Genomic DNA, 25,594 nt, shown 5'->3' with positions numbered 1-25,594 from the left:
TAAGATCAATTGCAGATGTATCGGTATATCGTCGATATTCGATGAATAGAAAGAAAAAGGCAAATCCTTGCAAGTTCAAGGATTTGCCTTTTTGTATATCGTCCACCCATTTATTCAGACCAATCGTCTTGGTTGGTATTATGGCCATCAAACATATGCTAAACTGATCATAATAAACAAGAGACTTTAAATGAGAAAAAGGAAGAGATTCAATGGGAAGAAAACAATCTTTTACTGAAACAGAGCTGCTGGATACGACAAAAAAATTAATTCTCGAGCATGGCTACGACGGTTTTCATCTCAAGCTGCTCTCACAGCATCTCTCCGGAGCCCGAAGCACGATATATCAATATTACGCCAATAAAGAAGAGATTGTTGCTGCTTGTATGAAGCGTGTAATAGCAACCGTGTTGGAGAATTCATTAGCCGTTGATGAGACTGATCCCATGGATGCTCTTGAGCAACTGCTTCTGATCTACGCAGAAGAATCGACGCTCCATCAACTTCTGGGAGATGCCAGCAAAATTAATACGACTAATTCTGCTGCGGCAGCAAGAGATCTTGAATTTATTGAGGAAGCACATCAGACCCTGAAAATTCAATTATCACGTTTATTTGAACGCGCACAGCAGGATCAGGCCCTCCGGCAAGATATCCCTCTACCTGTACTTGTTGGTGTATTCTTCAACTTAATTAATACGCCTAACATGATGAATATCCCTACGCCTGATTGGGGAAAGCTGTTGTTCCAAATGTGGATCGGAGGAGCCAAGAGCTAACTTTGTTCTTGGATTCAATTTGACACAAGTGTCATTTATGTCGTTTAATAATGAAGACAGCGTGGCCGCGCATCTAATTTGACACATGTGTCAAAAAAAGAGAGAAGGAGTTGAACAGATCATGTTTTTAGCGATGAAGGAGTTAATGCATAGTAAAATGAAGTTTTTGATGATTATCATTATCTTCGTACTAATGGCTTGGTTGGTATTTATTTTATCCGGTCTGGGGAATGGATTGTCCACGCTAGCCGCATCAACATTCAAGACCATGAAAGCTGATTATGTCATCTTTGAAGAAGGGGCTCAGTCTTCCATGAGCAAGTCACTGCTGTCAGATCAACTGGTGGCAAAGGCGGAACAACTTCCTAATGTGGATGCTGCATCACCTATGGGAAGTACGATGGCAACAGCAATGAAAGAGACGAGTACCAAGAATGAAGATAAAGTCGATATAGCGATTATAGGAATTAACCCAGGAAGCTTCCTGGAACCAGCTATTGTAGAAGGTGAAAACCTGTCTTCCGAAAATCCCACCGGGGTGGTTGTGAATTCGACCCTAAAAGATGAGGGCTATAATATCGGGGACACCTTTCAACTGGATGGCACGACGGAATCATTGACCATTATCGGATTTGTGGAGAATCAGACCTATAACCACGTTGCATCCGTATTTACCCCGATGGCTGAATGGCGGAAGATTGCCTTTGCGGCTCCAGGTTCAGATAAAGGAATTGCCGGACCGGTTAATGCGATCATGTTACAAGGCGAAAATATTGATCCAGCAGCGATAAATAAAGAGTTATCCAGTACGGATACAGTTACCCGGTCGGAAGCTGTGCAAGGCATGCCAGGATACAAAGAAGAGAACGGAACGATTCTGATGATGCTTGCATTTCTGCTCGCGATCTCTGCATTTGTACTCGGGGTATTCTTCTATGTCATTACGATGCAAAAGACCAACCAGTTCGGCATTATGAAAGCGATCGGTGCCAGCAACCGTTTCTTGGGAAAAGCCATTATCTCGCAAGTGTTTGTACTTTCGCTGACTAGCATTGTTGTTGGAATCTTGCTGACTTATGGGACAGCAGCAATTATGCCAAAAGGAATGCCATTTAAGCTGGAAACCAGTCTTGTCTTCAATTATTCTATTATCTTGCTGGTTATCGCTATGTTAAGTTCACTGGTATCTGTTCGCAAAATTACGAAGATTGATCCGCTTAAAGCGCTCGGGAGGGTTGAATAATGAGTAAGGGATTGCACATGCGGGAAGTCACCATGTATTATGCCGAAGGAAATAATCGGATCACCGCGCTCGATCATGTATCCATATCCGTGGAACCGGGGGAGTTTGTTGCTGTCGTTGGACCTTCTGGTTCTGGTAAAAGTACATTCTTGTCTATTGCTGGGGCTATGCTGAAAGCCTCCGAAGGAGATATTCAACTAAACGGAAATCATATTTCGAAGCTTACGGAGAAAGAGCTATCTAATATACGGCTGCAAGAAGTTGGATTTATTATGCAATCTTCCAATCTAGTTCCCTATCTAAATGTTCTCGATCAACTGCTAGTTGTAAAAAGAATGGCGGGAACGGTCAAAAAAGAGGATAAGGCATTTGCCACCAAGCTGCTGGAAGAACTGGGGCTGGGTTCGAAGTTAAAAAGCTTTCCCGAAGAGTTATCCGGTGGTGAGAAACAACGGACAGCCATTGCGCGTTCTTTAATGAATAATCCCAACATCATCTTGGCCGATGAACCAACCGCCAGTTTGGACACCAAACGAGCCCATGAAGTGGTTAGTCTAATCGCGCAAGAAGTGAAATCACGCCAAAAAGCGGCCATTATGGTTACCCATGATGAGCGCATGCTTGAATATTGTGACAAAGTATATCGGATGTATGATGGCGGTTTGTCCCTAGCTAAATCATAAAATAGATGGACCCAACCCTATACCATGTCTTAGCTATTATTTTCATAAAAATCTCCTGTCCAGAAAAATAGCCCGTTAACTAGCAATTTAAGCCTGTCCATCACTCCGCTTATTATCTCACGCTAGGCGCTAACGTCACTCGGGTCTTTCACCCACAAGCATCATTTCATGTTTGCTCTGCGATGGTCTGCTCCGTCGATAGGCACTTGGTGACATACCGCTCTGTTTGTTGAAGATGCGATTGAACTGGGAAAAGCTGGAGAACCCGCACTGTGCAGCAATGTCCGTAATTTTTTCACTCGAATTCAGCAGCAATTGCTGGGCATTTCGAATACGGGTCATCTGCACATACTCCGTGAAGGTAAAACCAGTGACCCTGTTGAATTGGCGGGACAAGTGGTGGGCACTTACATAAAACCGCCTGGACACCTCGTCCAAAGATAAATCCTGCTGATAGTGGCTGTGAATATAGGATGCAATGGCATACATGCGCCGGGACATCGATGATCCTGTCTCTTCTCGCACATACCCGTTCTCTGCCGCGTAACGATGAATTGCACATAGAAATTCTACAAATTTATGATGGATCACAACCGGTTGAAGCGTAGATCGCTGCTGGGATATGGCAAAAATATCATTGATGGGCGCGAGGATTTCTTTGCGCCGTTCTTCCGGGAAGCGGAAAATCGGAACCTCTTCATCAAAAATGGAGAATAGTTCATTGTAACCGTTCTCAAGTCCTGGCATATGGCGAGGCATCGCAAAATTAATCATCAACCGTTTCGGCGGTGTACCTTTCGGATACTGCGTCTTATGCAGCAAAGAAGGTCGCAGCAGCACGATATCCAATGGCTGAATCTCATATAAACTGCCTTCAATAATATGCGCAGCCGTACGATCCAGAAGAATACAGACTTCATAAAAATCATGAAAGTGCTGAAACTCCATATTCAGGTCATGAGAACGCTCGTCATAGTCCAGATGATAAAAGAGTTCGTCTCCAGGCTGATTGACATGGATTACATATCCCTGCTCGTATGTCAAAACGGATGTTGTCATGGACATGCCTCCTATCCCGATACTAATGATTTTATTTTAGCATGAAATGCAATAAAAAGACGTCTTTTTCAGCATACATTACGTAGTTTGCTCCCTTTCCCCTTTGTTATGATAGAGTTGATATGTTAGCGCTTGCAGTATACTTGCTCCAACGACGACTACAGCCTGTACTTACTACAAACCAAGGTGGGAAACCAACATGAAAATGAATTCCTTGTATACTCGGATCCATACCATAGTTAAACACTTGGAACGTGCACGACTGACCTCAAAAACATATATACCGGAGCTTTATCATAAAGAAAGTGGTTACCACTCCTGGGAGCTGGTGCATGAGGACCCTTCCTCCTGGAACGTATTTCGTAAGGGTGATGGCTGGGGCGGTAAAGATGTACACAGCTGCTTCAAAACCCGGATTCGCATCCCGGATCATATGGAAGGAAAAAAAGTCGTATGTACCATTGTCACCGGTGCGGATGATATCTGGAACTATGATAATCCACAATTCCTGGCATTCATCAATGGAGAATTGATCTGCGGTCTGGATGTGAACCATACGGAAATTGACCTGACACCTGCTGCGGCAAAAGGGGAAGAATTCGAACTGGCTTTATATGCGTACTGTAGTACTTCGGCGGCCGATGTCTTTCTCAATGTCTATGTAGCTGAGCATCATCAGCCTGTCACAGATCTATATTACGATCTTAAGGCTGCGCTCGATGCTGCGGATCTGCTACGTGAGGATGATCTGGAGCGGCTGAATTTGGTCGAACATCTGAATAAAGCCGTGAATCTGCTGGATTTGCGTCAGGAGAACAGCGCAGAATTCCATGCGTCAGTACCTGAAGCGCGCCAATATCTGCAAGATCATGTCTATGGTGATGTCCGCCCTGCTGGTGATCACATCCCTACCGTGCACTGTATCGGACACACGCATATTGATGTAGCATGGCTATGGACATTGGATCAGACTCGAGAGAAGGTCATTCGCAGCTTCGCGAGTGTATTGTATCTGATGGACAAGTTTCCAGAATACACGTTCATGTCCTCTCAGCCCCAGCTGTATGCGTACCTGAAAGCAGACTACCCGTCTCTCTATGAAAAAATCAAGGAAAAGGTAGCCGAAGGCCGCTGGGAAGCGGAAGGTTCGATGTGGCTGGAAGCCGATTGTAACCTGATCTCCGGCGAATCCATGATCCGTCAGATTATATACGGGAAACGTTTCTTCAAGGATGAGTTCGGCGTAGAGAACCGTGTGCTCTGGTTGCCGGATGTATTTGGTTATAGTGCAGCGATGCCGCAGATTATGCGCAAGAGTGGCATTGATTATTTTATGACCACCAAAATTGCCTGGAATGATACGAACCAGATTCCGAATGACACGATGTACTGGAGAGGTATTGACGGCTCTGAAGTTCTAACCCATTTCATCACAGCGACAGACTATGACAAGCATCCTGATTTCAGACAACGTCGCTTCGAGACGACTTATAATGGACGATTCAACGCCTCTCAAGTCAAAGGCACGTGGCAGCGATACCAGAACAAAAACATCAATTCAGATGTTCTGCAATGTTTCGGATTCGGTGATGGCGGCGGAGGACCAACCGAAGAGATGCTGGAGCATGGCAGACGACTTGATGTTGGATTGCCGGGTGTGCCTGCGGTGAAACGTACCTTTGTACGTGAGTTTTTCGAGAAGCTGGAGCAAAATCTGGCGGATGTCCCTTCCGTTCCCCGCTGGTCGGGTGAGCTGTATCTGGAGTATCACCGCGGTACCTACACTTCCATGGCCCGCAACAAACGGTACAACCGTCATAGTGAATTTGCACTGGCCGATGCCGAGCTGTATGCCATGATTCATCGTCAGGCGAATGCCCAAGCGGCCTATCCAACCGATGCACTGGAGCATGCATGGAAGCTGACGATGCTGAATCAGTTCCATGATATTCTCCCAGGCAGCTCCATTGAGCAGGTATATGTGGATTCCAAAGAGCAATATGAAGAAGTTCTGCGTGTCACGGATGAGCTGAAAGACAGCGCACTGAACGGCATTGCAAGCCGAATTACATCTGATGGCGAAGCCATTGTGGTATTCAACACCACCGGATTCGTACGGACGGACGTTGTTGAACTGCCTGCTTTTGCGAGAAAAGTGACCGTCCATGATGGAGATCGCCCTGTACCAAGCCAGCGTACTCCCGAAGGCGGACTTGTGTTCCTTGCAGAGAACGTGCCTGCATCCGGGTATAAATCCTTCCGAATCACACCGGATCTGACAGATGAACTTGTTGCGGGCGTATCGGTTGCACAGTGGGAAGCCAATCAGCGCCACATCCATACACCTTGGTACGATATTCAACTGAATGAAAGTGCCGAGTTCATATCCGTATGGGACAAGCTGGAGGGGCGTGAGCTGCTTCAGTCTGGCAAGCGTGGTAATGTGCTGCAAGTGTTCGAGGATCGACCTGCGGAATACGAGGCATGGAACATTGACGACTATTATGAACAGCATATGTGGGAGATTAACGACCTGCAGTCACTGGAGTGGGTTGAAAGCGGGCCGGTGCGTTCCGTGTTGCAAGTGACGCGACAGTTCCTGGACTCTGTCGTTGAACAAACGATCATCTTCTACGCGCATACACGCCGAATTGATTTCCGTACGTTTGTGGATTGGAAACAGGAGCATTTGCTGCTAAAAGCCGCCTTCCCGCTGGACATTTGGAGTGAGAAAGCGGTCTACGAAATTCAGTACGGCAACGTTGAGCGTGCTACCCACCGGAATACGAGCTGGGATCAAGCCAGGTTCGAAGTGTGCGGACAGAAGTGGGCTGATCTGGCGGAGAACGGGTACGGTGCGGCACTGCTGAACGACTGCAAGTATGGATATGATATTCATAACTCGGTGATGCGATTGTCGCTGATCAAGAGCGCAACGTACCCAAATGAAAATGCTGACAAAGAGCAGCACGTATTCACCTACGCGCTCTATCCGCATAAGGGCGACTTCCGTGAAGGACGTGTCATCCAAGCTGCTTATGATCTCAACCGTCCGCTGGTTGCCCGTGATATTGCATCACAAACCGGTACGTTGCCGGGAACATGGTCGCTCGCATCGGTTGATCAGGATAATGTCGTGCTGGAGGTTATCAAAAAAGCCGAGAACAACCATGATATGATCATCCGTCTCTATGAAGCACATGGCCGCCGCAGCCGTGCTTCCCTGCAATTACCTGAAGGAGCAGGTGCTACGGCATACGCATGTGATTTGCTCGAGAACAACGAAGCGGAATGCGCCGTGGAAAATGGCCGGATTTCTTTTGATATCAAACCGTATGAGATTCTAACTTTCCGGATTCCTGCGGGACACTAAACAGAAATTCCGCAACATGGAAAAATGCAACAATGCTTTTTGCTTCAATAAGGAAGGGCTGCCTCCTGTCATATCTGACATGGGAGCAGCCCTTCACTTGTCGTTCTTTAAAACTCTTCGTACTCGCTTGGGTCCTGATCCCACAACCGTCCATCCGGACGATTAAATGCAGAGATCAGCTGCATCTCTTCTGTGCTCAACTCAAAATCGAATATATTGATATTTTCCTGCTGATGCTGCAAGGAGCCAGCTTTCGGAATTGGAATGGAACCCAGCTGAAAATGCCAGCGCAGAATGATCTGGGTTGGTGTTTTGCCATACGTTTCCGCGATCCGAAGAATGTTCTCATCCTTCAGAATATCCTGTACGGCATCATTGCCACGTCCAATCGGACTCCAGGATTCATTCACGATGCCATGTTTTGCATCCTGTTCCCGCTGGTCGGCTTGGTCAAAGAACGGATGTAGCTCAATCTGATTCAGACTCGGCGCTATCCCCGTTTCCTTGATCAGGCGTTCATTGTGCTCAGGCAGGAAGTTGCTGACGCCGATGGATCGGATATATCCACGTTTTTTGGCTTCGATCAGCGCTTGCCATGCCTCGACATACATGTCCTTCTTCGGATTGGGCCAGTGGACCAGATACAGGTCGTAATAGTCCAGATCCGCTCTGTACAATGATTCCTGGATCGCCACGAGTGCTTTATCCTGAGCGTGATAACGCCCCGGCAGCTTCGATGAAATCAGCAGTTCTTCTCTGGCGATGGAGCTTTGTTTAATTGCTCTGCCTACCGTTGCCTCATTCTCATAGTTATACGCCGTATCAATTAATCGATAACCCGCATCCATGGCAGACGCGATCGATTTAACGCCTTCTTCACCTTTTAAACTATAGGTACCAAATCCAATTGCAGGCATTTTCAAGCCATCGTTCAATGTATATTCCGGAATTTGATGATTCATCTGAAGACTCTCCTTTGCAAAAGGTATACGAACAATATGGAAAAAATAATGCCCCTCTCCGTTTATCTACCCCTCCATACGCGCTTGAATCAATTGGAAGCCATCACTCCATTTTAGTCGGGTGACGGCTTCCTCTTCTAGCTCTCATAAAGAACGGTCTCCTTTTCATTCAAACGAAGAGATGGGCGTGGCCGATAACGGTTGATTGCCTATAAAGTTCTTAATGGCCATAGCAGCCTGCTTATACCCGCCAGCATTGCGTAACGTTTTCCCAATAACCTCAGCATGCTCCTTGTAGGAGGCATTACCGAGCACTTCTAATACTGCGTTTCTAAGCACATCGGGTGTAAGGTTATTTTTGTCCACGATGACCCCTGCTCCCAACTCCTGTACCCGGCCTGCTACACGCGGCTGATCCGATGTTAACGGAAGCATAATTAATGGTACATTGTAATACAAAGCTTCGCTGGTACTGTTCATGCCTGCATGTGTCAGAAAAGCATCTACACACTGCAACACTTCCAATTGAGGGACATAGGGTCTTATGATGAAATTGTCAGGAATCAAATCAGCAATGGGCTCTATATCGGTATCCTTCCCAGAAGATAATATAAACTGCACAGGCAAATTACGAAAGGCCGTAAAGCAAAGCTTATAAAAATCAATATCCTTATTTAAAATGGTTCCCATCGAAATATAAACTGCCTGTTTGTAAAGAGCATGCAGAGACTCGTTTGCAAAGCCTGGCGCATCCTTGCGGGGGATAATCGATGGGCCAGTGAATACAAAGCTGTCATCCAGCTTCTCCCCCATGGGTTGAAAATAACGACTTGTATACACAATCTTCAATTGTCCTGAATGCCCTAAAAGTTCCGCTAGGGAAGGTACAGCCACATCGAACTGGGAAGCTATTTGCTGGGACACTTCCACGATGCTGTTATATAGCTCTTTGACCTCCTCCGTATCATCCTTCAGTTGATTGTCTGATCCAAGAGGCTCCACAAAAACAAAGGTGCTGGTTGAGCATACCGTTGGTATACCTAACTTCTCACCTAGAATTTGTCCTCCCCAGCCTATTATGGAGTCAAAAATGATATAATCGTAGGTTTCATGTTCGATCAGATTCAGAACATCTGGAATAAACCGTTGAATAATTTTTTCCAATATCATATATAAAAATTGGTAAGGATGCTTGAGTTCAAATGGCTTCATACCAGGGTTGTTAAGCAGGGTTGCCTCGTTGAAGGAGTAGGCTTTAAATTGTGCGCCTAACGCTTCAATCTTCGTCCGGTATTTTTCGGTACAACAATAGACGACCTCATCTCCGCTCTCTATCAACTCCTTGATTAATCCAAGCGACGGATTGATATGGCCTTCTGCAGGGATCATCACAACTAATACACGTGCCACGGCACTCACCTCCATTAAATTTTCCAATGAACTCAAGTGGGTATATGGTAACCCATTCTTCAAGACCATTGGCTTAAAGAAATAAAACTCTACTACCTCATTGAGGCGGTAGAGTTCCTATTCATGAGACGGAAGCATTAAAGTCTACGATACCTAACGTTATTTTACTCTCACGAGCTGGTCACGGCACCCAGACATCCCTTTTATAAAAGGTTACGCTGTAAGCATCGGTATCGCTGTATCGTCCATCTTTGCTTACCACTTTAAAATATACATTATTGTAGTCGACAAGAACCGTATCCGCTCCTGACGTATTCGTAGAAGAAGCAACCAAATTTCCAGCGCTGTCATAGGCGTACAAATCGTAATCATAGCCGGAAGGAGAACCCAGCACGACAGATTTGCCATGCCCTCTGAATGTAAAGTAGTCTACATCTGTCGGGGATGATAGATAAGACCAAGCACTTCCACCCCAGTAAGCCGGACCGTAGGGAGTGGCTACCGTTTGCGTTGGGATTTTATACGCGGTGCTCAAAGTGTCATTCGACTCGTAATTATCCGCCAAGGCCGTACCCACAATCGATCCTGATAAAAGCGCCATCATAATAGCAGCATACAATGTTTTCTTCATTTCATTCTCCCTCCATTTCTTTTGAAAAGTTAGCACGCCGAAGAGACTTCATGCTTTTCCCTCGTTCATAGACACGCCTGATCAGAAAAAGCTCCAAATCACCCCTTTCAAAATATGGAATTAATTATAATATAATGAAGAATATATGTATTGTCTACTTTTTTTTACAGTCTATCTGCTTTGTTATCTGTATTGAACCCTATCCCATGGACTTAATCTGTCCGTCTCGTAAATAAATGGCCGAATGGGAAGAACATCTCAACGCAAAAACGACCACCAATATGGTGGCCGTCACATCTATTTTGATAAATCTTCTTAATACTCTCGCGCATATTGCTTATCCTCTTTCAGCTGCACAATGTCATGTCCGGTTGGATTCTGGAAGGCACGCAGTCCGAATGTTGACGCCACTGCGAAGATATGGTCAAAGATATCCGCCTGAACGTTCTCATACACACCCCAGTTGATATCATTGCTGAATGCATAGATTTCCAGAGGTAGTCCGCGATCTTCCGGTGCCAATTGTCTGACAATCATCGTCATATCTTTATTGATCTTCGGATGATTTCTCAAATATTGATGGATATATTCCCGGAATACACCGACGTTTGTCAGCTGTCTGCCGTTCACGTTGCTTTCGGTATTCACCTCGTGCTCCATGTTGTATGCTTGAATTTCCTTTAATTTTGCCGTGACATAATCAGTCAGGTAGTGGATTTTCTCAAATTCAGCCACCATCTCTTCCGTACAAAAACGGATACTGCTGATATCAATATAGATACTCCGCTTAATCCTTCTGCCGCCGGACACCTGCATGCCTCTCCAGTTACGGAACGAGTCCGAGATGAGGGCATAGCTTGGAATCATCGTAATCGTTTTATCAAAATTCATCACTTTCACTGTGTTCAATGTAATGTCGATGACGTCCCCGTCTGCATTATACTTTGGCATCTCGATCCAGTCACCAACGCGCACCATATCGTTGGACGATAGCTGTACACCCGCCACGAGGCCCAGGATCGAGTCTTTGAACACGAGCATTAATACCGCCGATAATGCCCCAAGTCCACTGAGGATAATGAGCGGATTCTGTCCAATCAGGCTGGAGATGACGATAATACCCCCGATAATGTACAGGACGATCTTGGCTACCTGAATGTAACTCTTGATTGGGCGAATCTTCGACACCTCATAGGTACGATAGATATCATCGAATACATTAAGCAAAGCATTCAGTACCGTGATCATGATGACAATCATGTAGGTCATTGCTGCTTTTTCAATTATGGCCTGATAGGGCGAGAAAATATAAGCCGAATAATAGATTATAATGGCTGGCACGAGATGCGACAGCTTCTGAAATAAATTTTTCTGAACCACGATGTGGCCCCACTTGAAACGGTTGTTACTTACAATACGATGCACCGTCTTCAGTACCACTCGCTTGGCAATCACATTCGCCAATATCGAGATCACTGCTATAAAAATAATCATAATGATGTTTGAAAGGTATCCAATGGAGGGTCCACTCATGCCGAGTTCTTCTAGTTGATTTTTGATAAAGTCCATTGTTTCCTCCTGACATAATCTAGTTTAGCCTATTATTATAAAGTAGTTTGAGAGGGCAAGCAAAGTTTGTGCTTTCGCTCCGTTCTTCCTATATAAATTATATATAAAAAGGACCCTGTCATTCAAAGAATGATGGGTCCACTTGATTATGTTATCTTTTCATCCTGCTCACGAGAAATGTCCAACAAATCACTCACCGTCACCAATCGATACCCTTCTGTGACCAGTTCCTCCACCAGCACACGAACCGCCTCCACCGTCTGGGAACGATCACCGTACCCGTCATGGAATATCAGCACGCTGCCGGGTTTCACCGCAGACCGAGTATTCTCCAGAATGTGCTCAACGCCGGGATTGTCCCAGTCCCTCGCATCCCCGTTGACCGCACCAATCGTACGATATCCACGCTCCGCTGCCAGAGACAGTATAGCATCGTTTACGCCAAAATACGGCGGTCGGAAGCTGCGGGCAGGTTGCCCCGTAACTTCTTGAACAAGATGTTCTGCGCGTTGCAACTCTTTCCCGGCTTCCTCCAGCGTCAGCTTGGTCAGGTCCGGATGCGTGTATGTATGGTTTGCGATCTCATGCCCTTCACGGTATACCTCCGCCGCAATCTCCGGGTGGTTCTCCATCTCTTGGCCAATCATGAAAAACGTCGCCTGCCCACCGGCACGACGGAATATCTCAAGTACTTGAGGTGTATACACCGGATGCGGCCCATCATCAAACGTGAACGCCACAACCTTTTCCCGAACAGACTCCTGCTCTACCATCGCGATATTGACCATAAATAATGACCCCTCTCTGCAACTGCCTGGCTACATACCCCCTTATTATTCCATGTCTATACGCCGCGGTCTAGTCCAGAGATCACACCTTGGGAAATCCCGAATCAAGCCGATACCCACCAGAAAGAGAGTACAGCGAGCGAGCAGCAAGCCCTTCTACCGCCACACCTCCAGTCCAGCCTCCAGCTAACCTTTGATTGCACCTGCGATCATGCTCTTCTGCACCTGTTTGTTCAACAGCAGATAGATGATCACCGTTGGCACCGTCGTAATCATCAGTCCCGCACCAATGATGCCCCATTGCGTAATGTACGTTCCCACCATCGACATCATGCCCACCGTCAATGTCTGATAAGCCGTGTTATTGATAAACGTGACCGCAAACATCAGCTCATTCCAGCACGACAAAAACGTGAAGATGGCTACCGTTGATATAGCCGGGGTTACTAGAGGCAGAATGATAGAGAAAAACGTCCGGTAGATGCCGCAGCCGTCGATCACCGCCGACTCTTCCATCTCTCGCGGGATACCTTTGAAAAAGCTGCCCAGAATGAATACCGCCATCGGAATGCCAAACGCTACATAGGGAATGATCAGTGACCAATAGCTGTTGAGCAGGCTCAGATTCTTCAAAATAATAAACAATGGCAGCAGTGCCGCATGGATCGGCACCATCATGCCCAGCAAAATAATCGTCATCGTGAGCCCGCTGAGCTTCCAATTCATTCTTGTGATTGCGTATCCCGTCATCGAAGACAAGATCAGTACCAAGACAATGGAGGCCGCTGTGACCAGCACGCTATTCATAAAATAGGTCAGCACATGGCCGTCGGACATGGCTTTAGTATAGTTGCTCCACAGAAACGCCTTTGGCAATCCGGCAACATCGCCGCTGAAGATTTCACTGTTATCCTTCAAGGAAAACAGCGCCAGCCAGATGAGCGGGTAGATCTGCACAATTGCGACGAGGATCAGAAACGCTTGCAGGAACACTTTCCCGATTGGTCCGGAGATGGACCTTGGCTTGGGCTTTTTTTGCAACATGACTTCTACGGTACTCATGCCTCATGCCTCCTTCTATTCCGTTTTGAACAATGAATTAATGAGGATCGTACATACCAGACACTCCACAATGATAAATACCGAGATTGCACTGCCATATCCGTACCGGAACGTATCAAAAATGGTGGCGTACATCAGCGTGCTCGGTACTTCAGTGGTATAGAACGGGCCGCCGCCCGTCAGCACATAGATCAGGTCAAACACCTTAAATGCGCCAATGACCGAAAATACAAGGCTTACCTTCAGGATGGGCTTCATTAAAGGGATCATAATGGACCACGCCGTGCGAAGACGTGAAGCACCATCCATTCGAGCAGCCTCGAGCACATCCTGAGACACGGACTTCGCTCCTGCATACATCAGCAGCATGTGATACCCCACGTACTGCCATAGGGTTGGGATAAAAGAAGCCGCAAGTGCCGTGTGCTTCTGACCCAGCCAATCTTGCGCCCAGTGGGATAAGCCGATATTCTGCAGCAGCACGTTCAGCAGGCCATAATCAGCATTGTAGATTTTTGACCACAACTGGGCAATAACCACTGTCGAGATCAATACCGGGATGAAATACACGGTCCGGTAGAACCCTTCCCCCTTGACGTTGGACGCCAGAATCAATGCGAGCACGAGCGAGATCGGCAGTTGAATGAACACCGAAGCACCCGCGAATAACAGAGAGTTTTTGATCGAATTCAGCACACGGGTATCCTTAAACATCTCCACATAGTTGTCCAGGCCGATAAATGTCCCCCTGCCTACGCCGTTCCAGTCCAGCAGACTGTAATAACTGGAGACAAAGATCGGAATAAGCACAATGCCGCAGAACAGAATCAGGGTGGGCAGTACAAAGACGGCGATCGTGCCTTTATTGGAAAATACAGAGTTCATTATTGTTCTCCTCTCAAAGGCGTGACCGGGATATACCGGACCACGCCTTGTTTGGGTTTTAGCTGTTTAACCTACAGACTTAGTTCTGTTGGTTTGAGCTGTGCCATTTGTTTGCAGAACTCCTCAGGTGTTATATCGCCGGCAAGCAGCTGGGCAATCAGGTTTTTGTGCGCTTCGGCAGACTCCGCTGGCAGAATGTTATCCCACCACGCGATGAATGAGGTCGCCGTTTTCATAATGTCTGCCGCAGACAGATCCAGGGAGGACAGACTGGACGTGTCGAGTGCATCTGTTTTCCAGCTTGGCAGACCGGCTCCGGCCAGGAAACCTTGCGTACCAAGCTGTTCACTCAGATACATGAGGAATTCCACAGCTTCTTTCGGATGTTTGGTATTCTGGTTGATGTAGAAACCATCGACAGCTCCGCCGAAGATTTCGGTATTTGTGCCTTTTCCATCCTCAAACACCGGGAAAGGAATCACTTTCACTTTGCCTTTGACTACGGAGGACGGATCCTCAATTCCTGCATTCACCCAGTTGGCCTGGAACATCATCGCCCCATTACCTGCATTGAAAGCCCCAAGCATCTCGTCATAGCTCATGCTGAACATGCTGCTGTTGAAAGCTCCTGCTTGCGCAAGCTGCTGCATTTTGGTCGCGGCGGCCACAAAGTCGGGCGAATCCCACTTTGACGGATCTTTAAAAGCTTCCATCACCGCAGCATTGCCTGCCTGGCGCATCGCAATAATGTCGTACCAGTACATGCCCGGCCAACGGTCTTTTTCCCCAATCACAGCCGGAGTAATTCCTGCCGCTTTCAGCTTCTCGATTGCATCCAACAGTTCATTATAGGTGGTCGGAATCTTGGCACCCGCCTGCTCGAACAATTCCGTGTTCACGTAAAGGTTGGCGATATGTGTGTAAACGGGCAACGTGTAGATTTTGCCGTCCATATTGATCGCCTCAGCCATACCCGGGCCCATCCGTTCTTTGATATCGTCCGTCAGGTAACTTGAGATTTCCAGCACATTACCGGATTTGATGTACGGCTGCATGAAGCTGCCGCCGCCCATGCCATAGAACAGGTCCGGCGCTTCACCAGCTGCAATCGATGTTTTGACTTTGGTTTTGTACTGTTCTCCTGTCGTGCCCGTACGTTCAACCTGAATGTCTGGATGCTCGCTGTTCCATTTCTCCACAATCTCGGGCAGCAGCTTGGCCGAAGGATCGGTATTGCCGACCGATTGATCCCATAGCGTCAGCTTGATCTTTCCATTACTTCCCCCCTGTGCACCGCCGGACGAATCGGATGAACATGCTACCAGACTGCTTACAATGCCCAGCGTCAGAATTAGACTTGCTGATTTTTTTAATAGCGCTTTCATATCTACGGACCTCCCTATGTGTTTTCGTTGGTTCTAGCCCATATTTTAGTCAAACTGTGCTTTGTTCTCCATTTAGAAAACAGGCATCGATTTGTAATTTTCGAACATATGTGGAATTGGAACCGGAAGCGGGTTTACGCTCAGACCTTCGCCGCACTCCCCACACTCCAGACTACATTCTCGTTTTTTCATGTTTTTACATTTCGATATTCATTCATGGATCGGCCGATATGTTTTTTGAACAAGACGCTGAAATAGTGTGGGTCCGGGATGCCTACCTGCTCCCCAATCTCATAACCTTTCAGATCCGTCTGTTTCAGCAGCAGTTCAGCCTTCTTCATGCGGAGTTGGGTCAGATATTCCACAAATGTCTGCCCGGTTTCTTTTTTCATCAGCCGCCCCAGATGGCCCGAACTTACGTAAAAAGCAGCCGCGGTGCTGGAAAGCCCCACTTCCGCATTGCCCATGTTCTCTTCAAGATAAGCCATGACCCGGTCGATCAGGTTGCCTTCCTTGGCCTGTCGCTTGGCTTGTATGACATCCGATACGGCGCGGACATGCTGTTCCAGCATACTTTTTAGTTCAGGCAGATGATTTGCTGTAAAAATAGCCGCAACGGCCTCTTTGTTCAATGCGTGCTCTCCCTCAAGTTGCTGCTCTATGGCAGCACGCTGGCACTCCGTAACCACATCCATGGCTGCCATCCGAAACTGTGAAACGTCCGAGAACGGCACAGACAGCATTCGCTCCAGTAACAATACCGCTTCTTCCCCCGCACCAACACTCACGTTAAATTGCAGTTGTTGGAGCAGCTGAGCATTCGAGTGGTAGGGCCTCTTCCCGCTTTCGATGACCAGATCCTCGAAGCAAATAACCTGATTTTTCCCTACAAACGCCTGATAATCGAGTGCACGACAAGCTTCCCGGTATCCCACACAGGCCTTTTCCCATCTTGATTGCCATTGCCCAATCCCTACGGTCACATCAACTTCACACCCTTCGAATTTAAGCGTATGTTGAAGTTCTTCCTGAAGCTGCTGTACCTGATTGGCAAATTCCGTATCCACACCAAGCGAGAGTACAACGATCCGGTTATGCGGGTCCATAACGATAAGGGTGTGCGAATCCTGCGGATAAAAAGCCTGCACCTGCTTCATGCCTACCATTCGCAGCAGAATATGTATTTCCTCAGCGAGTTGTGGATGGGCTTCTATCTGATGCCGGCTTAAATGGGTTTGATTGTGTTGAGGCTCTCGTTGAACTTGGCTGAGTTGGTGCGGTTGACGGGCTTGATGAGCTTGAAGAGCTTCATGAACTTGATGAGATGTCTCGGGCAGATGTGGGTATACCTCTGGTGCAGCTATCTTCACTTGCGGTACAGCAACCTCCACATCCATTACTGCGATGCGTAATCCCGGTTCACTAGACGAGAAAGGAATGCCGAAGAATCGCGCCTTCTCGTGTAGTTCATCCTCAGGCACCTCATGAATTAACCATTGATTCACAAACCTCTCCCTGAGATAAGGCAAGCTCTGCTCCATCTCCTCCCGCAACTTCATCAGCTCGTACTCGCGCCCGACCTCCTGCTTGATTAACGCTCGCAGCTTCGTCGTAACCTGTAATAACTCAGAAGCACGGATGGGTTTCAAAATAAAATCGGATATGCCCAGCTTCACACTCTGACGAGCATACTCAAATTCATCATGTCCCGTCACGACCACGATTTTCAGGCTCGGGTAGCGCTCCATGAGAATGCCGCTCAGTTCAATACCGTCCATCTTGGGCATGTATATGTCCGTGAACACGATGTCTGGACGCAATAGCTCCACCTGATCCAAAGCCTCCGCAGCATCGGAGGCCTCGCCAACGATGAACATACCTTGCTGTTCCCAATCGATACGCATACGCAGCAGATTTCGGATGAGGTATTCATCGTCCACAATCAACACCTTTAAAGGTTCTAAAATTAATTCCATGATTCATCAGCTCCCTTCGGGATCGTTATGATAATGGTGGTTCCTTTTCCAACCTCGCTCTCCAGCTTGAGTCCATCCTCTCTTTCGTAGAAAATACGAAGTCGCTCCATCGTTCCCCATAAGCCAAAGCTTGGATTGTGTTTAGAGTTATAGGTAATCTTAGAAAAATTAGAGAGATCGGAAAGATCGGAAAGATCGGAAGGATTGGAAAGATTAGTTGAATTAGATGAGTTCGTTGAGTCAAAACGGTTAGAACGGTTTATTTCTTTGCGTTGAACCTGCTGTATCTCTTCCTCGAACATGCCAACTCCGTCGTCAGTAATCGTTAGAAGTACCCCTTCCTTGAATCGACGTGCTTGAATGCGTATCTTACCTGGGCTGCCTTTGGGACGAATGCCATGATACAGTGAATTTTCCGCCAGCGGCTGGAGCACGAGCTTGGGAATCATCACCCGCTCACAGTCTGAATCGATATCGTACTGCACCTCAAACACACCGGGGTAGCGAACCTGCTGGATCGTCAGATAATTGCGTACAATCTCAACCTCCTCGTGCAGTGAAATCAGTTCACGGCCTTTGCTGACACTCAGTCGATAGTAACTTCCGAGCGCTTCTAACAGCTCACATACCTTATCGTTCATGCCCGACATCGCCAAGGAGGTGATAGAGTCCAGTGTGTTGTATAAAAAATGCGGCTTGATCTGCGCCTGAAGTGTATTCAGCTCTGCACGGCGGATCGTCTGCTGCTCCTGAATGATTCGTTTCAGCATCTGGTCAATCTGCTCAATCATCTGGTTGTATCCTCCATATAACTGTGCGAACTCGTAGCTGTTCAACTCAACCGTCACTTTGCGGAAGTTGCCACTTGGCGCTTTCTGCATGGCACGAAGCAGCTTGTGAATCGGATTGATGACACTGCGCGAGATGATGAATGAACTGACAAAAAAGACAGTCCCATTAACTGCCAGTAGGATCAATGCGAGCAGAACCATGGATTTATTACGGGTATCGGTAGCCCGGTATGGACTCATACTGATGAATTTCCACTGATCATCACCAGCCGAACGATAGGTCACCGCATATTCCTGACCACCTGATTGCAAGGTGATGAAGCCGGAGGGCTGCTCTTGAAATGCTTGTTTTAACTTGGCCTGATTGGCCTCTAACATCTCGTGCATGCCTTCCTGTCCAGAAGCCGCAGACAAGGATATGGATGCGTCGGATACCACAGACACGTCCTTCTTTCCATCAGTTGCGTTGGTTGCGATCACCCGCTGATGCTCATCCAGAATGGCCACCTGAAATGAATCCGGTGCAGACAGGTTAGCGTAGGCCTGAGCGATGGATGCCCCCTTGATGTTCATGACCAGAAATCCAAGCGGAGACGTATCATCCAGATCCCGAATGAGGCGAATAAACGAGACCACCTCTTGCCCATCATTCTCCCCCATGGCCGAGACTCCGCTATCTTTGTTGCCACCATTCAGCCTGAGCAGATATCGTCCGTTGTGCTTCAAAGCCTGTTCATACCACGGTGCTTCCTTTACACTCGCTTCCATAAACGTAGGCCATTCCTGTGTACCAACCGAGAATCGGTGACCCGAATTATCGTAAATATAGACTGAATTAATAATTGGAACCGCTTGCATAAGATTGGTCAAATACGCGCTGACCTTGGACTGTGTCTGTAAATTGGAGTACACATTGCCCTGCCGCAGCAGGTTCTGCAAGTTGGGATCGGAGAAAATCATCTTCGAATAATTGTTCACGTTCCCGATCATCAGATTAACATTGGTCTCAATGGATGTGATTGTCTGCAGTGATGCTTCATTGATCTTTCGCTGCGCGTCATTTTCCGAGATTCGATTCAGCACCAACGCACTGAACGCCACCGTTAGCAGAATAATGACAAAGTAGGCAAACGGGATTTTAAAAGCCAGTGTCCTGGGCTTGCGTTGAATGAACTCTTTGAAACGAGGGGGCCAATCTTTCATTAATTTGGTGTTCGCTTTTGTATTTTCATCTTTATTTGTGTCCAATCTGATCCTCCATTCGTGCCGATGCTCTAACCTCGGTTTTTATACAATTGTATATTATAGGCCAGTCTGTGAAAGAGGCTCAAGCTTTGTTAAGTTTTCCTTTAATATTCAATCAGTACCTAAAATGCTTGTCAGGCATGTTAACTCAAAGATGAACTTGTTATATAATGCCGTTATAAACTTTTTGTTTGAATTGATTTTCTATGGAGTGCTAATTTATTGGACCAAATTCAGGGAATAATCCTATCATTCCTCTCTAGTATTCTGCATGTAAATTTACGAAAAACTCATTAGTATATCTAATGGTCTTAATTTTAGGAACTTTTCTTTAATTCCTCTGTCAAACCAAAATTTTGATTTGAAAAATACCATGTGCAAAAATTTCTAGTTTTCTAGATGCTACTCATTACAATACATAAGCACTTCTTGATAAAACATCTCAAGTCTATATCTAAACGGACAAAGACCGTAATGCGCTGATTCACTCAAATCGTAATCCTTTCTTTTTGCCCAAAATATATTTACTATTTATTGGAAATATATAGTTAGCCTAAAAAGAATGTTCACCATCTTTTTGCGAATAGCTAAGCACAAGTTTCTTCTAAACAGGTCTGACCACTGTTGTATCTTTCCTTATGCAAGTGGTACTCTCTGCCCTCTCTACAGATAAGCTCAGGCTATAGTACGGTGCATGTAAATTATCGCATCCCAAATGAATCACAGCTTTATATAAGATCCCGTCTAATGTTCAAGTATTACAAAACGAAAGGTTTTATTATAATAGTTGCATCTTATTCCTGTTCTTCAAAATTAGAGTCGAATTCATTAGATTCAAGTAAAAAATCATAATCGACCTACAAAAATTAGTGGTAGTACTATATGGTTAGTCGCAAGCTTGACAACCTCTCTAGAATAAATCAGCATATTCCTGCAACATCATATGTTATAATAGGCCTCATTAATGGACAAAGAGGGGTAAAAATGAACAAAGAGACTTTTGGGAAAAAGCTATTCTATCTGGATGGCCTTAGGGGTCTCGCGGCATTTGCCGTGGTAATTTCGCACTACATACAAGTATTTTACCCAGCTGCACTAAGCGGGAGAGTGGAACAATCACATTCTGCATGGGATACTTGGTACGGAATTTCTCCAATTAATTTATTTTATAATGGACAATTTGCCGTTTGTTTGTTTTTTGTTCTAAGTGGTTACGTGCTGAGTGTCAAAATGTATGAAGAAGAGCTCGATAGTGAAACTTTTCTGAAATTGTTACGTTCCAGCGCACTGAGAAGGTACATTCGGCTTGCAGTGCCAGCAGCGATATCCGTATTGCTTGTGTATTTAGCAATTATTACGAATGCCGTTCATCTCCAAGATATATGGGATACAACATGGACTGACATGAAAAAAGACTACTACGCATTAAACACTAATATATATACCGTTATTAAGGCTGCTATATATGATCCGTTTTTCCGTTTTGAAGCACATCCTTACAATCCAGTCCTTTGGACAATGAGCTATGAGCTATTAGGATCTTTTTTGATTTTCGGTTTTCTTTCGTTATTTGGACGAGTTAAAAAAAGATGGATTGTATATTTGGTCTTATCAATTGCTCTTATTCAAACCTATTTTGTTGCATTTTTATGGGGAATGCTGCTGGCCGATTTACTCAAGCACAAGTGGGTACAAAGTAAAATATTGAAAGCACTTGTTCTTTTAGTGGGGATTTATCTTGGATCGGCGCCTTATACTTCATTATTGGGGACTATGTATGCTCCTATAGAAGTGTTAATTAAAAGCATTAATAAATGGGGTCAAACTGACATTGATCCACGACTTCTTGCCCGAACCCTGGGTTCTGCTTTAATATTGTTTGCTCTACTTCGTTCAAAAGTATTGCAGCATGTGTTTGGATGGAAACCTTTTGTTTATTTAGGACAGATTTCATTTTCCCTATATCTCATTCACTTTACATTCCTAAATACATTCTCTGCGTTCCTGTTTAGTAAAGTAATTCAATATTTCAGTTACAATTTAGCCTATGCGTTTACATTCCTAGTTTCCATGGTTCCCTTATTTATTTTTTCGCATTATTATATGAAATATATTGATCAAGGCGCATTAAAATTAGCACGAAAAGTTGAAAGAAAGATAACCATATAACAAAAAAACACAGAGTCAGACTAACGATTCTGTGTTTTTTGCAATCTATAAAATCCAAGCGACTCAATAAAAGTGAACTTATTGATAGGATACTACCCGAAGAATACGATATAATTTTTTGGATAAATTTTATAAAAATAGACAAGAAATTAGATCTTGATACCTAAGATACGTGTCGATAATTGTCGTATTATTGGTTAATTGGTATAATATATAATATATACATTTTTGTGCTATAATATCAATGAAATAAAAAACATATATATTATCGAGAGGAAGTTAAGTGAATGACAAACAAATTTATGCAGATTATTGGTGCTAGTGCATTATCTATTTCTCTTATAACTGGGGTTGCTAGTGTAGCTTCAGCAAATGAAAATGCATTATCTGAGGTAGGAACTGAGGATAATGTATTTACTCCTTCTGCAATCCAAAATAAAAACTTTGAATTGGATTTATTAAAAAACACCAAAGCTGACCCCTATGGTAATTGGACAATACAGATAGGATATCCACATATTAATCTGTATGTTAAAAATACAGGATCACAATCTTTTAGAGTTGAAGTAAAGCATAAGACTAAGGGTACAATTATCTTTAATAAAACCGTTGAAGCAAATGGAGTAGGAGTGAATTTCTATAATAATGATGCTAATCCACTTGTTCCTTCTGGAGATTACAAAGTAACTGTTTATGGTGGCACTGCTATCCCAAAAGGAACAATAATAATGAAAGCTTCTGACACTCCTTGGTAAGAGTTTTAATCTAACAAGAGGGCTGACCCAATAGTCATAAACAATGACGGAGGGCCGCCCTCTTTTCAAACTGTAAAGGATAGGGATAGATTTTTAAATCAAGTACCTTAGTTTACTCTTGAGAAAGATACGTGAGCGATTCTGCGCAATTATTTATTGATACGTAAATACATAAAATTGGAAATATTTATTTTCAGACTGCACGTGCGAGATAGAATTTCCTTAGTAAAGACTGGTAGAAACAGCAAGCATACTAAATATTTATTTACAGTAAATTACCGATAAATTAACTACATTATTATACAAAACGAAACTATCTAGACCATTAGTGAAATAAAGTTAGTCCACCCTTGGGCAAACCTACATAAAACTAGTCGTATGCCCTAATTCAAAAAAAAGGTAAACTCACTATACGAAACAAAATCATAAATATATGAATTAAGGCTTGAGGTTGTTGCATTGCTAGCGTTTGATGAAACAGCACAGATGTTATTACTGCGTGAAGCAGTTTTGAATAAAACGAACTAGATACAGATCTGAAATTCCTTGTTCGTTCCATTTACGAGGAACATCAGGATCTTTATGGCTATCGCCCTATGCCTGATGAACTATTGATTCACTCCTATAAAGGAACCTTGCAGTATCGACAGCCTTTAAAGGAAGAAGCGATTATCCAGAGCATCTCACGCAAAGGGAATTTTTATGATAACCCAGTCATGAAAAACTACTTAGGCATGATGAATTCAGAGTTTCTTTACCTTCATAAGTTTAAAAATATCGATTACTCAGGCAAAAACTAGCACGATACATGGATTACTATAACCACAAATGCATTAAGACAAAATTAAAAGGCATGAGTCCGGGACGATACCGAGTTCATGTCAAATAAGTTTCAATAATATTTGTCTAAGTTTATGAGGTCATTCAAATGGTTCCTTTGATTGTGTAAGAAGAACTTGTCCTTTGGGTAATCCTGATCCACCATAAATAGTTACAGTATAGGCACCTGAAGGAACGAGCGGCATATGATCATTATTTATTAATTCTACTGTTGCACCTGATGTAACATTTTCATCAAAAATAACTGTATTCTTAATGTTGTGCTTTACCTCTACTCTAAAAGAGTGCACTCCTGTATTTTTTACATTAAGTTTAATGTGTGGATACCCTATTGAAACAAAATAATCTTTCACAGGATCTTCTTTATCACCCATCAAATCCCAAGTTAGCGTTTGTGTTTCCTTAGATGTATTAGGACTGATTTTAGTAATTTCATTTTCTTCTTCAAATTTTAAATCCATATTACTTTTCCAAGCAATAGATACTCCAATAATAAGTGATATAAACAATATAATGGTGCCAGTAATGATTAAAACTTTTTTTTTCATTTATTTAACATTCCTTTCAATAAAATTAAGTCCTTATAGATCCCATCAGAATTAACCCGATTGATATAACTTTATCATCTATCTCTTTGCGTAGGCATGTTCTATAACTTTATAAAAAAGAAAGAAAATTTAGTTATACTAACCTGCCCGTTATATGAAAAAACGCAGTCGCTCAACTGAACTGTTCATTATAGACATAAATGTATACATACATGTCTATACCAAATTCAAATGAACTTAAGGCCATTAATCAGTGAAGCCCCTCAGTGCGTGTCTACGCAATGTCTACATTTAATTTCAAGAAAAAAGACTTTATGAGTATTCTTTTAAAATGGGGAGGAGGGAGTAAATCCCTATGTCTTAAGATGACGGCACATAAGCTTCTTCGGGTGTAGTCACTGTTTTCTTTAGCATTTCCATATTTTAAAACAAATGATCCGGATCAATCAGTTCACCAAGCCACTCTCTCATTTGCATGCTGAGTGTACTTTTCCCTGTTCCATTGGTTCCAGCAAACACAGTCATGACTGGTCTGATTTCACTCATGATACTCCAACTCCTGGCGTTTCCCAGTAGCATCAAATATAATTTCGAATTTATTACCATCAGCATCCTCACGAACGCGTTTGTTGTTCTTTATATAATAAATAGAGGCACCTGATTCTTTAGCTTGTTTCCGTGCATGTTGATTTGCTTTTTTCAAAATTTCTTGGAGCTGTTCTCGATTTTCAAACATCTGGAGTCCCCCAATCTAAATTTATACTTATTATATCATAAACTAAAAAACCACCAACCAGATTACTGGTTGATGGTTTCTTGACTCTAATGGAGGCGAGGGGAGTCGAACCCCTGTCCGAAGATAACGGCACATAAGCTTCTACGGGTGTAGTCACAGTTTTGATGTCACCCGAGTATCGCCCCGTAACCGGCTATACGTTGGGTCAGCCTGATTGTCTTCTTCAGCACACCCCAGGCGGAGATGTGACAGCGTATCCCACTACTAGTTAGCCCCTATCCCTGTCACATGGGCGATGCAGGGTAGAAGCACGCACACAGTTTCTTAGGCTGCGAAAGCGTAGTTTGTTTGTTGTTTGCCGTTTAATAGGCTTTAGCGTTGATGAAGCGGACGCGTCCCCACTACCCGCTACCCATGCTCGAACTATCCCCGTCGAATCCATAAACGCCCCCTCAAATTAAGAAGGGCTCCAGGATTAATCCGTGAATACGGAGCAAAGGTGCTGCACATCTTTTTCCTCCAAGGTAAAAAGATGCTTCTTTCAAACTCGGCATTCCTGTCTGCTACATGAGTAATCATAACATAGAGCAGCAAGCCGATATAGTACAGATTGCTGGAAGACATTCCAGCAGACTGAGCACGTGTACAAAGTTATCCAATACAACAGGCTCAATCGTCTACATATTATACCGCGTCACCATTCGG

General features: G+C 44.5%; 22 protein-coding genes and 1 other RNA gene. 8 read left to right on the top strand and 15 right to left on the bottom strand.

Annotated features, from left to right (window positions below):
• Positions 1 to 212 precede the first annotated feature (212 nt).
• The 3 genes from MHB85_RS01060 to MHB85_RS01050 all read left to right on the top strand — a co-directional run bounded on the left by MHB85_RS01060 (position 213) and on the right by MHB85_RS01050 (position 2,705).
• Entirely contained in the window at positions 213 to 779 is a 567-nt protein-coding gene (locus tag MHB85_RS01060) for a TetR/AcrR family transcriptional regulator (RefSeq protein ID WP_192136206.1), read from the top strand.
• Positions 780 to 900: 121 nt separating this feature from the next.
• Positions 901 to 2,022, top strand: a complete 1,122-nt coding sequence (locus MHB85_RS01055) for an ABC transporter permease (protein WP_192136207.1) — start codon at positions 901 to 903, stop codon at positions 2,020 to 2,022.
• Positions 2,022 to 2,705: an ABC transporter ATP-binding protein gene (locus tag MHB85_RS01050; RefSeq protein ID WP_105602269.1), complete on the top strand. Its 684-nt coding sequence runs from the start codon at positions 2,022 to 2,024 to the stop codon at positions 2,703 to 2,705. Before MHB85_RS01055 ends, MHB85_RS01050 begins: the two co-directional genes overlap by 1 nt.
• Positions 2,706 to 2,840: 135 nt before the next feature.
• Here MHB85_RS01050 and MHB85_RS01045 read toward each other — a convergent pair whose 3' ends face one another.
• Positions 2,841 to 3,764 (bottom strand): helix-turn-helix transcriptional regulator, encoded by a 924-nt coding sequence (locus tag MHB85_RS01045; protein WP_105602271.1) that lies wholly within the window; start codon positions 3,762 to 3,764, stop codon positions 2,841 to 2,843.
• A 199-nt stretch (positions 3,765 to 3,963) separates the two neighbouring features.
• On the opposite strand from MHB85_RS01045, the gene MHB85_RS01040 reads away from it, so the two are divergent.
• Positions 3,964 to 7,137, top strand: a complete 3,174-nt coding sequence (locus tag MHB85_RS01040; RefSeq protein ID WP_192136208.1) for an alpha-mannosidase — start codon at positions 3,964 to 3,966, stop codon at positions 7,135 to 7,137.
• 107 nt (positions 7,138 to 7,244) lie between these two features.
• On the opposite strand, the gene MHB85_RS01035 is transcribed toward MHB85_RS01040, so the two are convergent.
• From MHB85_RS01035 to MHB85_RS00990, 10 genes are all read right to left on the bottom strand, one after another.
• Positions 7,245 to 8,099: an aldo/keto reductase gene (locus MHB85_RS01035; protein WP_192136209.1), complete on the bottom strand. Its 855-nt coding sequence runs from the start codon at positions 8,097 to 8,099 to the stop codon at positions 7,245 to 7,247.
• 165 nt (positions 8,100 to 8,264) lie between these two features.
• Positions 8,265 to 9,509: a macrolide family glycosyltransferase gene (locus tag MHB85_RS01030; protein WP_192136210.1), complete on the bottom strand. Its 1,245-nt coding sequence runs from the start codon at positions 9,507 to 9,509 to the stop codon at positions 8,265 to 8,267.
• Between the two features lie 181 nt (positions 9,510 to 9,690).
• Positions 9,691 to 10,140, bottom strand: a complete 450-nt coding sequence (locus MHB85_RS01025) for a hypothetical protein (RefSeq protein ID WP_091012056.1) — start codon at positions 10,138 to 10,140, stop codon at positions 9,691 to 9,693.
• A 315-nt stretch (positions 10,141 to 10,455) separates the two neighbouring features.
• On the bottom strand, positions 10,456 to 11,709 hold the full coding sequence (locus MHB85_RS01020) for a mechanosensitive ion channel family protein (protein ID WP_192136211.1): 1,254 nt from the start codon (positions 11,707 to 11,709) through the stop codon (positions 10,456 to 10,458).
• A 146-nt stretch (positions 11,710 to 11,855) separates the two neighbouring features.
• Positions 11,856 to 12,497, bottom strand: coding sequence for a polysaccharide deacetylase family protein (locus tag MHB85_RS01015; protein WP_192136212.1), 642 nt, complete (start codon positions 12,495 to 12,497; stop codon positions 11,856 to 11,858).
• 186 nt (positions 12,498 to 12,683) lie between these two features.
• Positions 12,684 to 13,559 carry a carbohydrate ABC transporter permease gene (locus tag MHB85_RS01010; RefSeq protein ID WP_192136213.1) on the bottom strand — a complete coding sequence of 292 codons (876 nt, stop codon included), beginning with the start codon at positions 13,557 to 13,559 and terminating at the stop codon, positions 12,684 to 12,686.
• Positions 13,560 to 13,574: 15 nt separating this feature from the next.
• Positions 13,575 to 14,444, bottom strand: a complete 870-nt coding sequence (locus tag MHB85_RS01005; RefSeq protein ID WP_091012051.1) for a carbohydrate ABC transporter permease — start codon at positions 14,442 to 14,444, stop codon at positions 13,575 to 13,577.
• Between the two features lie 71 nt (positions 14,445 to 14,515).
• Entirely contained in the window at positions 14,516 to 15,829 is a 1,314-nt protein-coding gene (locus MHB85_RS01000; RefSeq protein ID WP_192136214.1) for an extracellular solute-binding protein, read from the bottom strand.
• 188 nt (positions 15,830 to 16,017) lie between these two features.
• Positions 16,018 to 17,805 carry a response regulator gene (locus tag MHB85_RS00995; protein WP_192136215.1) on the bottom strand — a complete coding sequence of 596 codons (1,788 nt, stop codon included), beginning with the start codon at positions 17,803 to 17,805 and terminating at the stop codon, positions 16,018 to 16,020.
• The gene (locus MHB85_RS00990; protein ID WP_197997953.1) at positions 17,796 to 19,844 is read right to left on the bottom strand and encodes a cache domain-containing sensor histidine kinase; all 2,049 of its coding nucleotides are present in this window, start codon (positions 19,842 to 19,844) and stop codon (positions 17,796 to 17,798) included. The genes MHB85_RS00995 and MHB85_RS00990 overlap by 10 nt, the downstream gene beginning before the upstream one ends.
• A 981-nt stretch (positions 19,845 to 20,825) precedes the next feature.
• Between MHB85_RS00990 and MHB85_RS00985 the strand changes: the two genes are divergently transcribed.
• The 4 genes from MHB85_RS00985 to MHB85_RS31170 all read left to right on the top strand — a co-directional run bounded on the left by MHB85_RS00985 (position 20,826) and on the right by MHB85_RS31170 (position 23,654).
• Entirely contained in the window at positions 20,826 to 22,010 is a 1,185-nt protein-coding gene (locus MHB85_RS00985) for an acyltransferase family protein (RefSeq protein ID WP_341072245.1), read from the top strand.
• A 287-nt stretch (positions 22,011 to 22,297) separates the two neighbouring features.
• A complete protein-coding gene (locus MHB85_RS00980; protein ID WP_192136217.1) occupies positions 22,298 to 22,765 on the top strand; it encodes a hypothetical protein in 468 nt (155 codons plus the stop codon).
• A 596-nt stretch (positions 22,766 to 23,361) separates the two neighbouring features.
• Positions 23,362 to 23,565 carry a hypothetical protein gene (locus MHB85_RS00975; protein ID WP_341072243.1) on the top strand — a complete coding sequence of 68 codons (204 nt, stop codon included), beginning with the start codon at positions 23,362 to 23,364 and terminating at the stop codon, positions 23,563 to 23,565.
• Positions 23,566 to 23,573: 8 nt separating this feature from the next.
• Positions 23,574 to 23,654 carry an IS3 family transposase gene (locus tag MHB85_RS31170; protein WP_192136243.1) on the top strand — a complete coding sequence of 27 codons (81 nt, stop codon included), beginning with the start codon at positions 23,574 to 23,576 and terminating at the stop codon, positions 23,652 to 23,654.
• A gap of 31 nt (positions 23,655 to 23,685) precedes the next feature.
• Here MHB85_RS31170 and MHB85_RS00970 read toward each other — a convergent pair whose 3' ends face one another.
• The 4 genes from MHB85_RS00970 to ssrA all read right to left on the bottom strand — a co-directional run bounded on the left by MHB85_RS00970 (position 23,686) and on the right by ssrA (position 25,341).
• The gene (locus MHB85_RS00970) at positions 23,686 to 24,153 is read right to left on the bottom strand and encodes a hypothetical protein (protein ID WP_192136218.1); all 468 of its coding nucleotides are present in this window, start codon (positions 24,151 to 24,153) and stop codon (positions 23,686 to 23,688) included.
• A gap of 423 nt (positions 24,154 to 24,576) precedes the next feature.
• Positions 24,577 to 24,699, bottom strand: coding sequence for a hypothetical protein (locus MHB85_RS00965; RefSeq protein WP_274599305.1), 123 nt, complete (start codon positions 24,697 to 24,699; stop codon positions 24,577 to 24,579).
• Positions 24,692 to 24,889: a hypothetical protein gene (locus MHB85_RS00960; RefSeq protein WP_192136219.1), complete on the bottom strand. Its 198-nt coding sequence runs from the start codon at positions 24,887 to 24,889 to the stop codon at positions 24,692 to 24,694. The genes MHB85_RS00965 and MHB85_RS00960 overlap by 8 nt, the downstream gene beginning before the upstream one ends.
• 87 nt (positions 24,890 to 24,976) lie before the next feature.
• Positions 24,977 to 25,341, bottom strand: a transfer-messenger RNA (tmRNA) gene (gene ssrA / locus MHB85_RS00955).
• Positions 25,342 to 25,594: the final 253 nt, after the last annotated feature.

The sequence above is a fragment of the Paenibacillus sp. FSL K6-4396 genome, from assembly GCF_038002525.1.
Lineage (GTDB): Bacteria > Bacillota > Bacilli > Paenibacillales > Paenibacillaceae > Paenibacillus > Paenibacillus amylolyticus_B.
Note: the sequence above shows the minus strand (reverse complement) of the source record. Positions and strands in the feature narration are given on the sequence as shown.

Bases quoted from the DNA above. Each gene is read 5' to 3' on its own strand.
- MHB85_RS00985 (WP_341072245.1), top strand. From the start codon at position 20,826: ATGAACAAAGAGACTTTTGGGAAAAAGCTATTCTATCTGGATGGCCTT.
- MHB85_RS01055 (WP_192136207.1), top strand. From the start codon at position 901: ATGTTTTTAGCGATGAAGGAGTTAATGCATAGTAAAATGAAGTTTTTG.
- MHB85_RS00995 (WP_192136215.1), bottom strand. From the start codon at position 17,805: ATGGAATTAATTTTAGAACCTTTAAAGGTGTTGATTGTGGACGATGAA.
- MHB85_RS01005 (WP_091012051.1), bottom strand. From the start codon at position 14,444: ATGAACTCTGTATTTTCCAATAAAGGCACGATCGCCGTCTTTGTACTG.
- MHB85_RS01025 (WP_091012056.1), bottom strand. From the start codon at position 10,140: ATGAAGAAAACATTGTATGCTGCTATTATGATGGCGCTTTTATCAGGA.
- MHB85_RS00980 (WP_192136217.1), top strand. From the start codon at position 22,298: ATGACAAACAAATTTATGCAGATTATTGGTGCTAGTGCATTATCTATT.
- MHB85_RS01015 (WP_192136212.1), bottom strand. From the start codon at position 12,497: ATGGTCAATATCGCGATGGTAGAGCAGGAGTCTGTTCGGGAAAAGGTT.
- MHB85_RS00965 (WP_274599305.1), bottom strand. From the start codon at position 24,699: ATGAGTGAAATCAGACCAGTCATGACTGTGTTTGCTGGAACCAATGGA.
- MHB85_RS01020 (WP_192136211.1), bottom strand. From the start codon at position 11,709: ATGGACTTTATCAAAAATCAACTAGAAGAACTCGGCATGAGTGGACCC.
- MHB85_RS01000 (WP_192136214.1), bottom strand. From the start codon at position 15,829: ATGAAAGCGCTATTAAAAAAATCAGCAAGTCTAATTCTGACGCTGGGC.
- MHB85_RS01035 (WP_192136209.1), bottom strand. From the start codon at position 8,099: ATGAATCATCAAATTCCGGAATATACATTGAACGATGGCTTGAAAATG.
- MHB85_RS01050 (WP_105602269.1), top strand. From the start codon at position 2,022: ATGAGTAAGGGATTGCACATGCGGGAAGTCACCATGTATTATGCCGAA.
- MHB85_RS00960 (WP_192136219.1), bottom strand. From the start codon at position 24,889: ATGTTTGAAAATCGAGAACAGCTCCAAGAAATTTTGAAAAAAGCAAAT.
- MHB85_RS00970 (WP_192136218.1), bottom strand. From the start codon at position 24,153: ATGAAAAAAAAAGTTTTAATCATTACTGGCACCATTATATTGTTTATA.
- MHB85_RS31170 (WP_192136243.1), top strand. From the start codon at position 23,574: ATGGATTACTATAACCACAAATGCATTAAGACAAAATTAAAAGGCATG.
- MHB85_RS01010 (WP_192136213.1), bottom strand. From the start codon at position 13,559: ATGAGTACCGTAGAAGTCATGTTGCAAAAAAAGCCCAAGCCAAGGTCC.
- MHB85_RS00975 (WP_341072243.1), top strand. From the start codon at position 23,362: ATGCCTGATGAACTATTGATTCACTCCTATAAAGGAACCTTGCAGTAT.
- MHB85_RS01040 (WP_192136208.1), top strand. From the start codon at position 3,964: ATGAAAATGAATTCCTTGTATACTCGGATCCATACCATAGTTAAACAC.
- MHB85_RS01045 (WP_105602271.1), bottom strand. From the start codon at position 3,764: ATGACAACATCCGTTTTGACATACGAGCAGGGATATGTAATCCATGTC.
- MHB85_RS01060 (WP_192136206.1), top strand. From the start codon at position 213: ATGGGAAGAAAACAATCTTTTACTGAAACAGAGCTGCTGGATACGACA.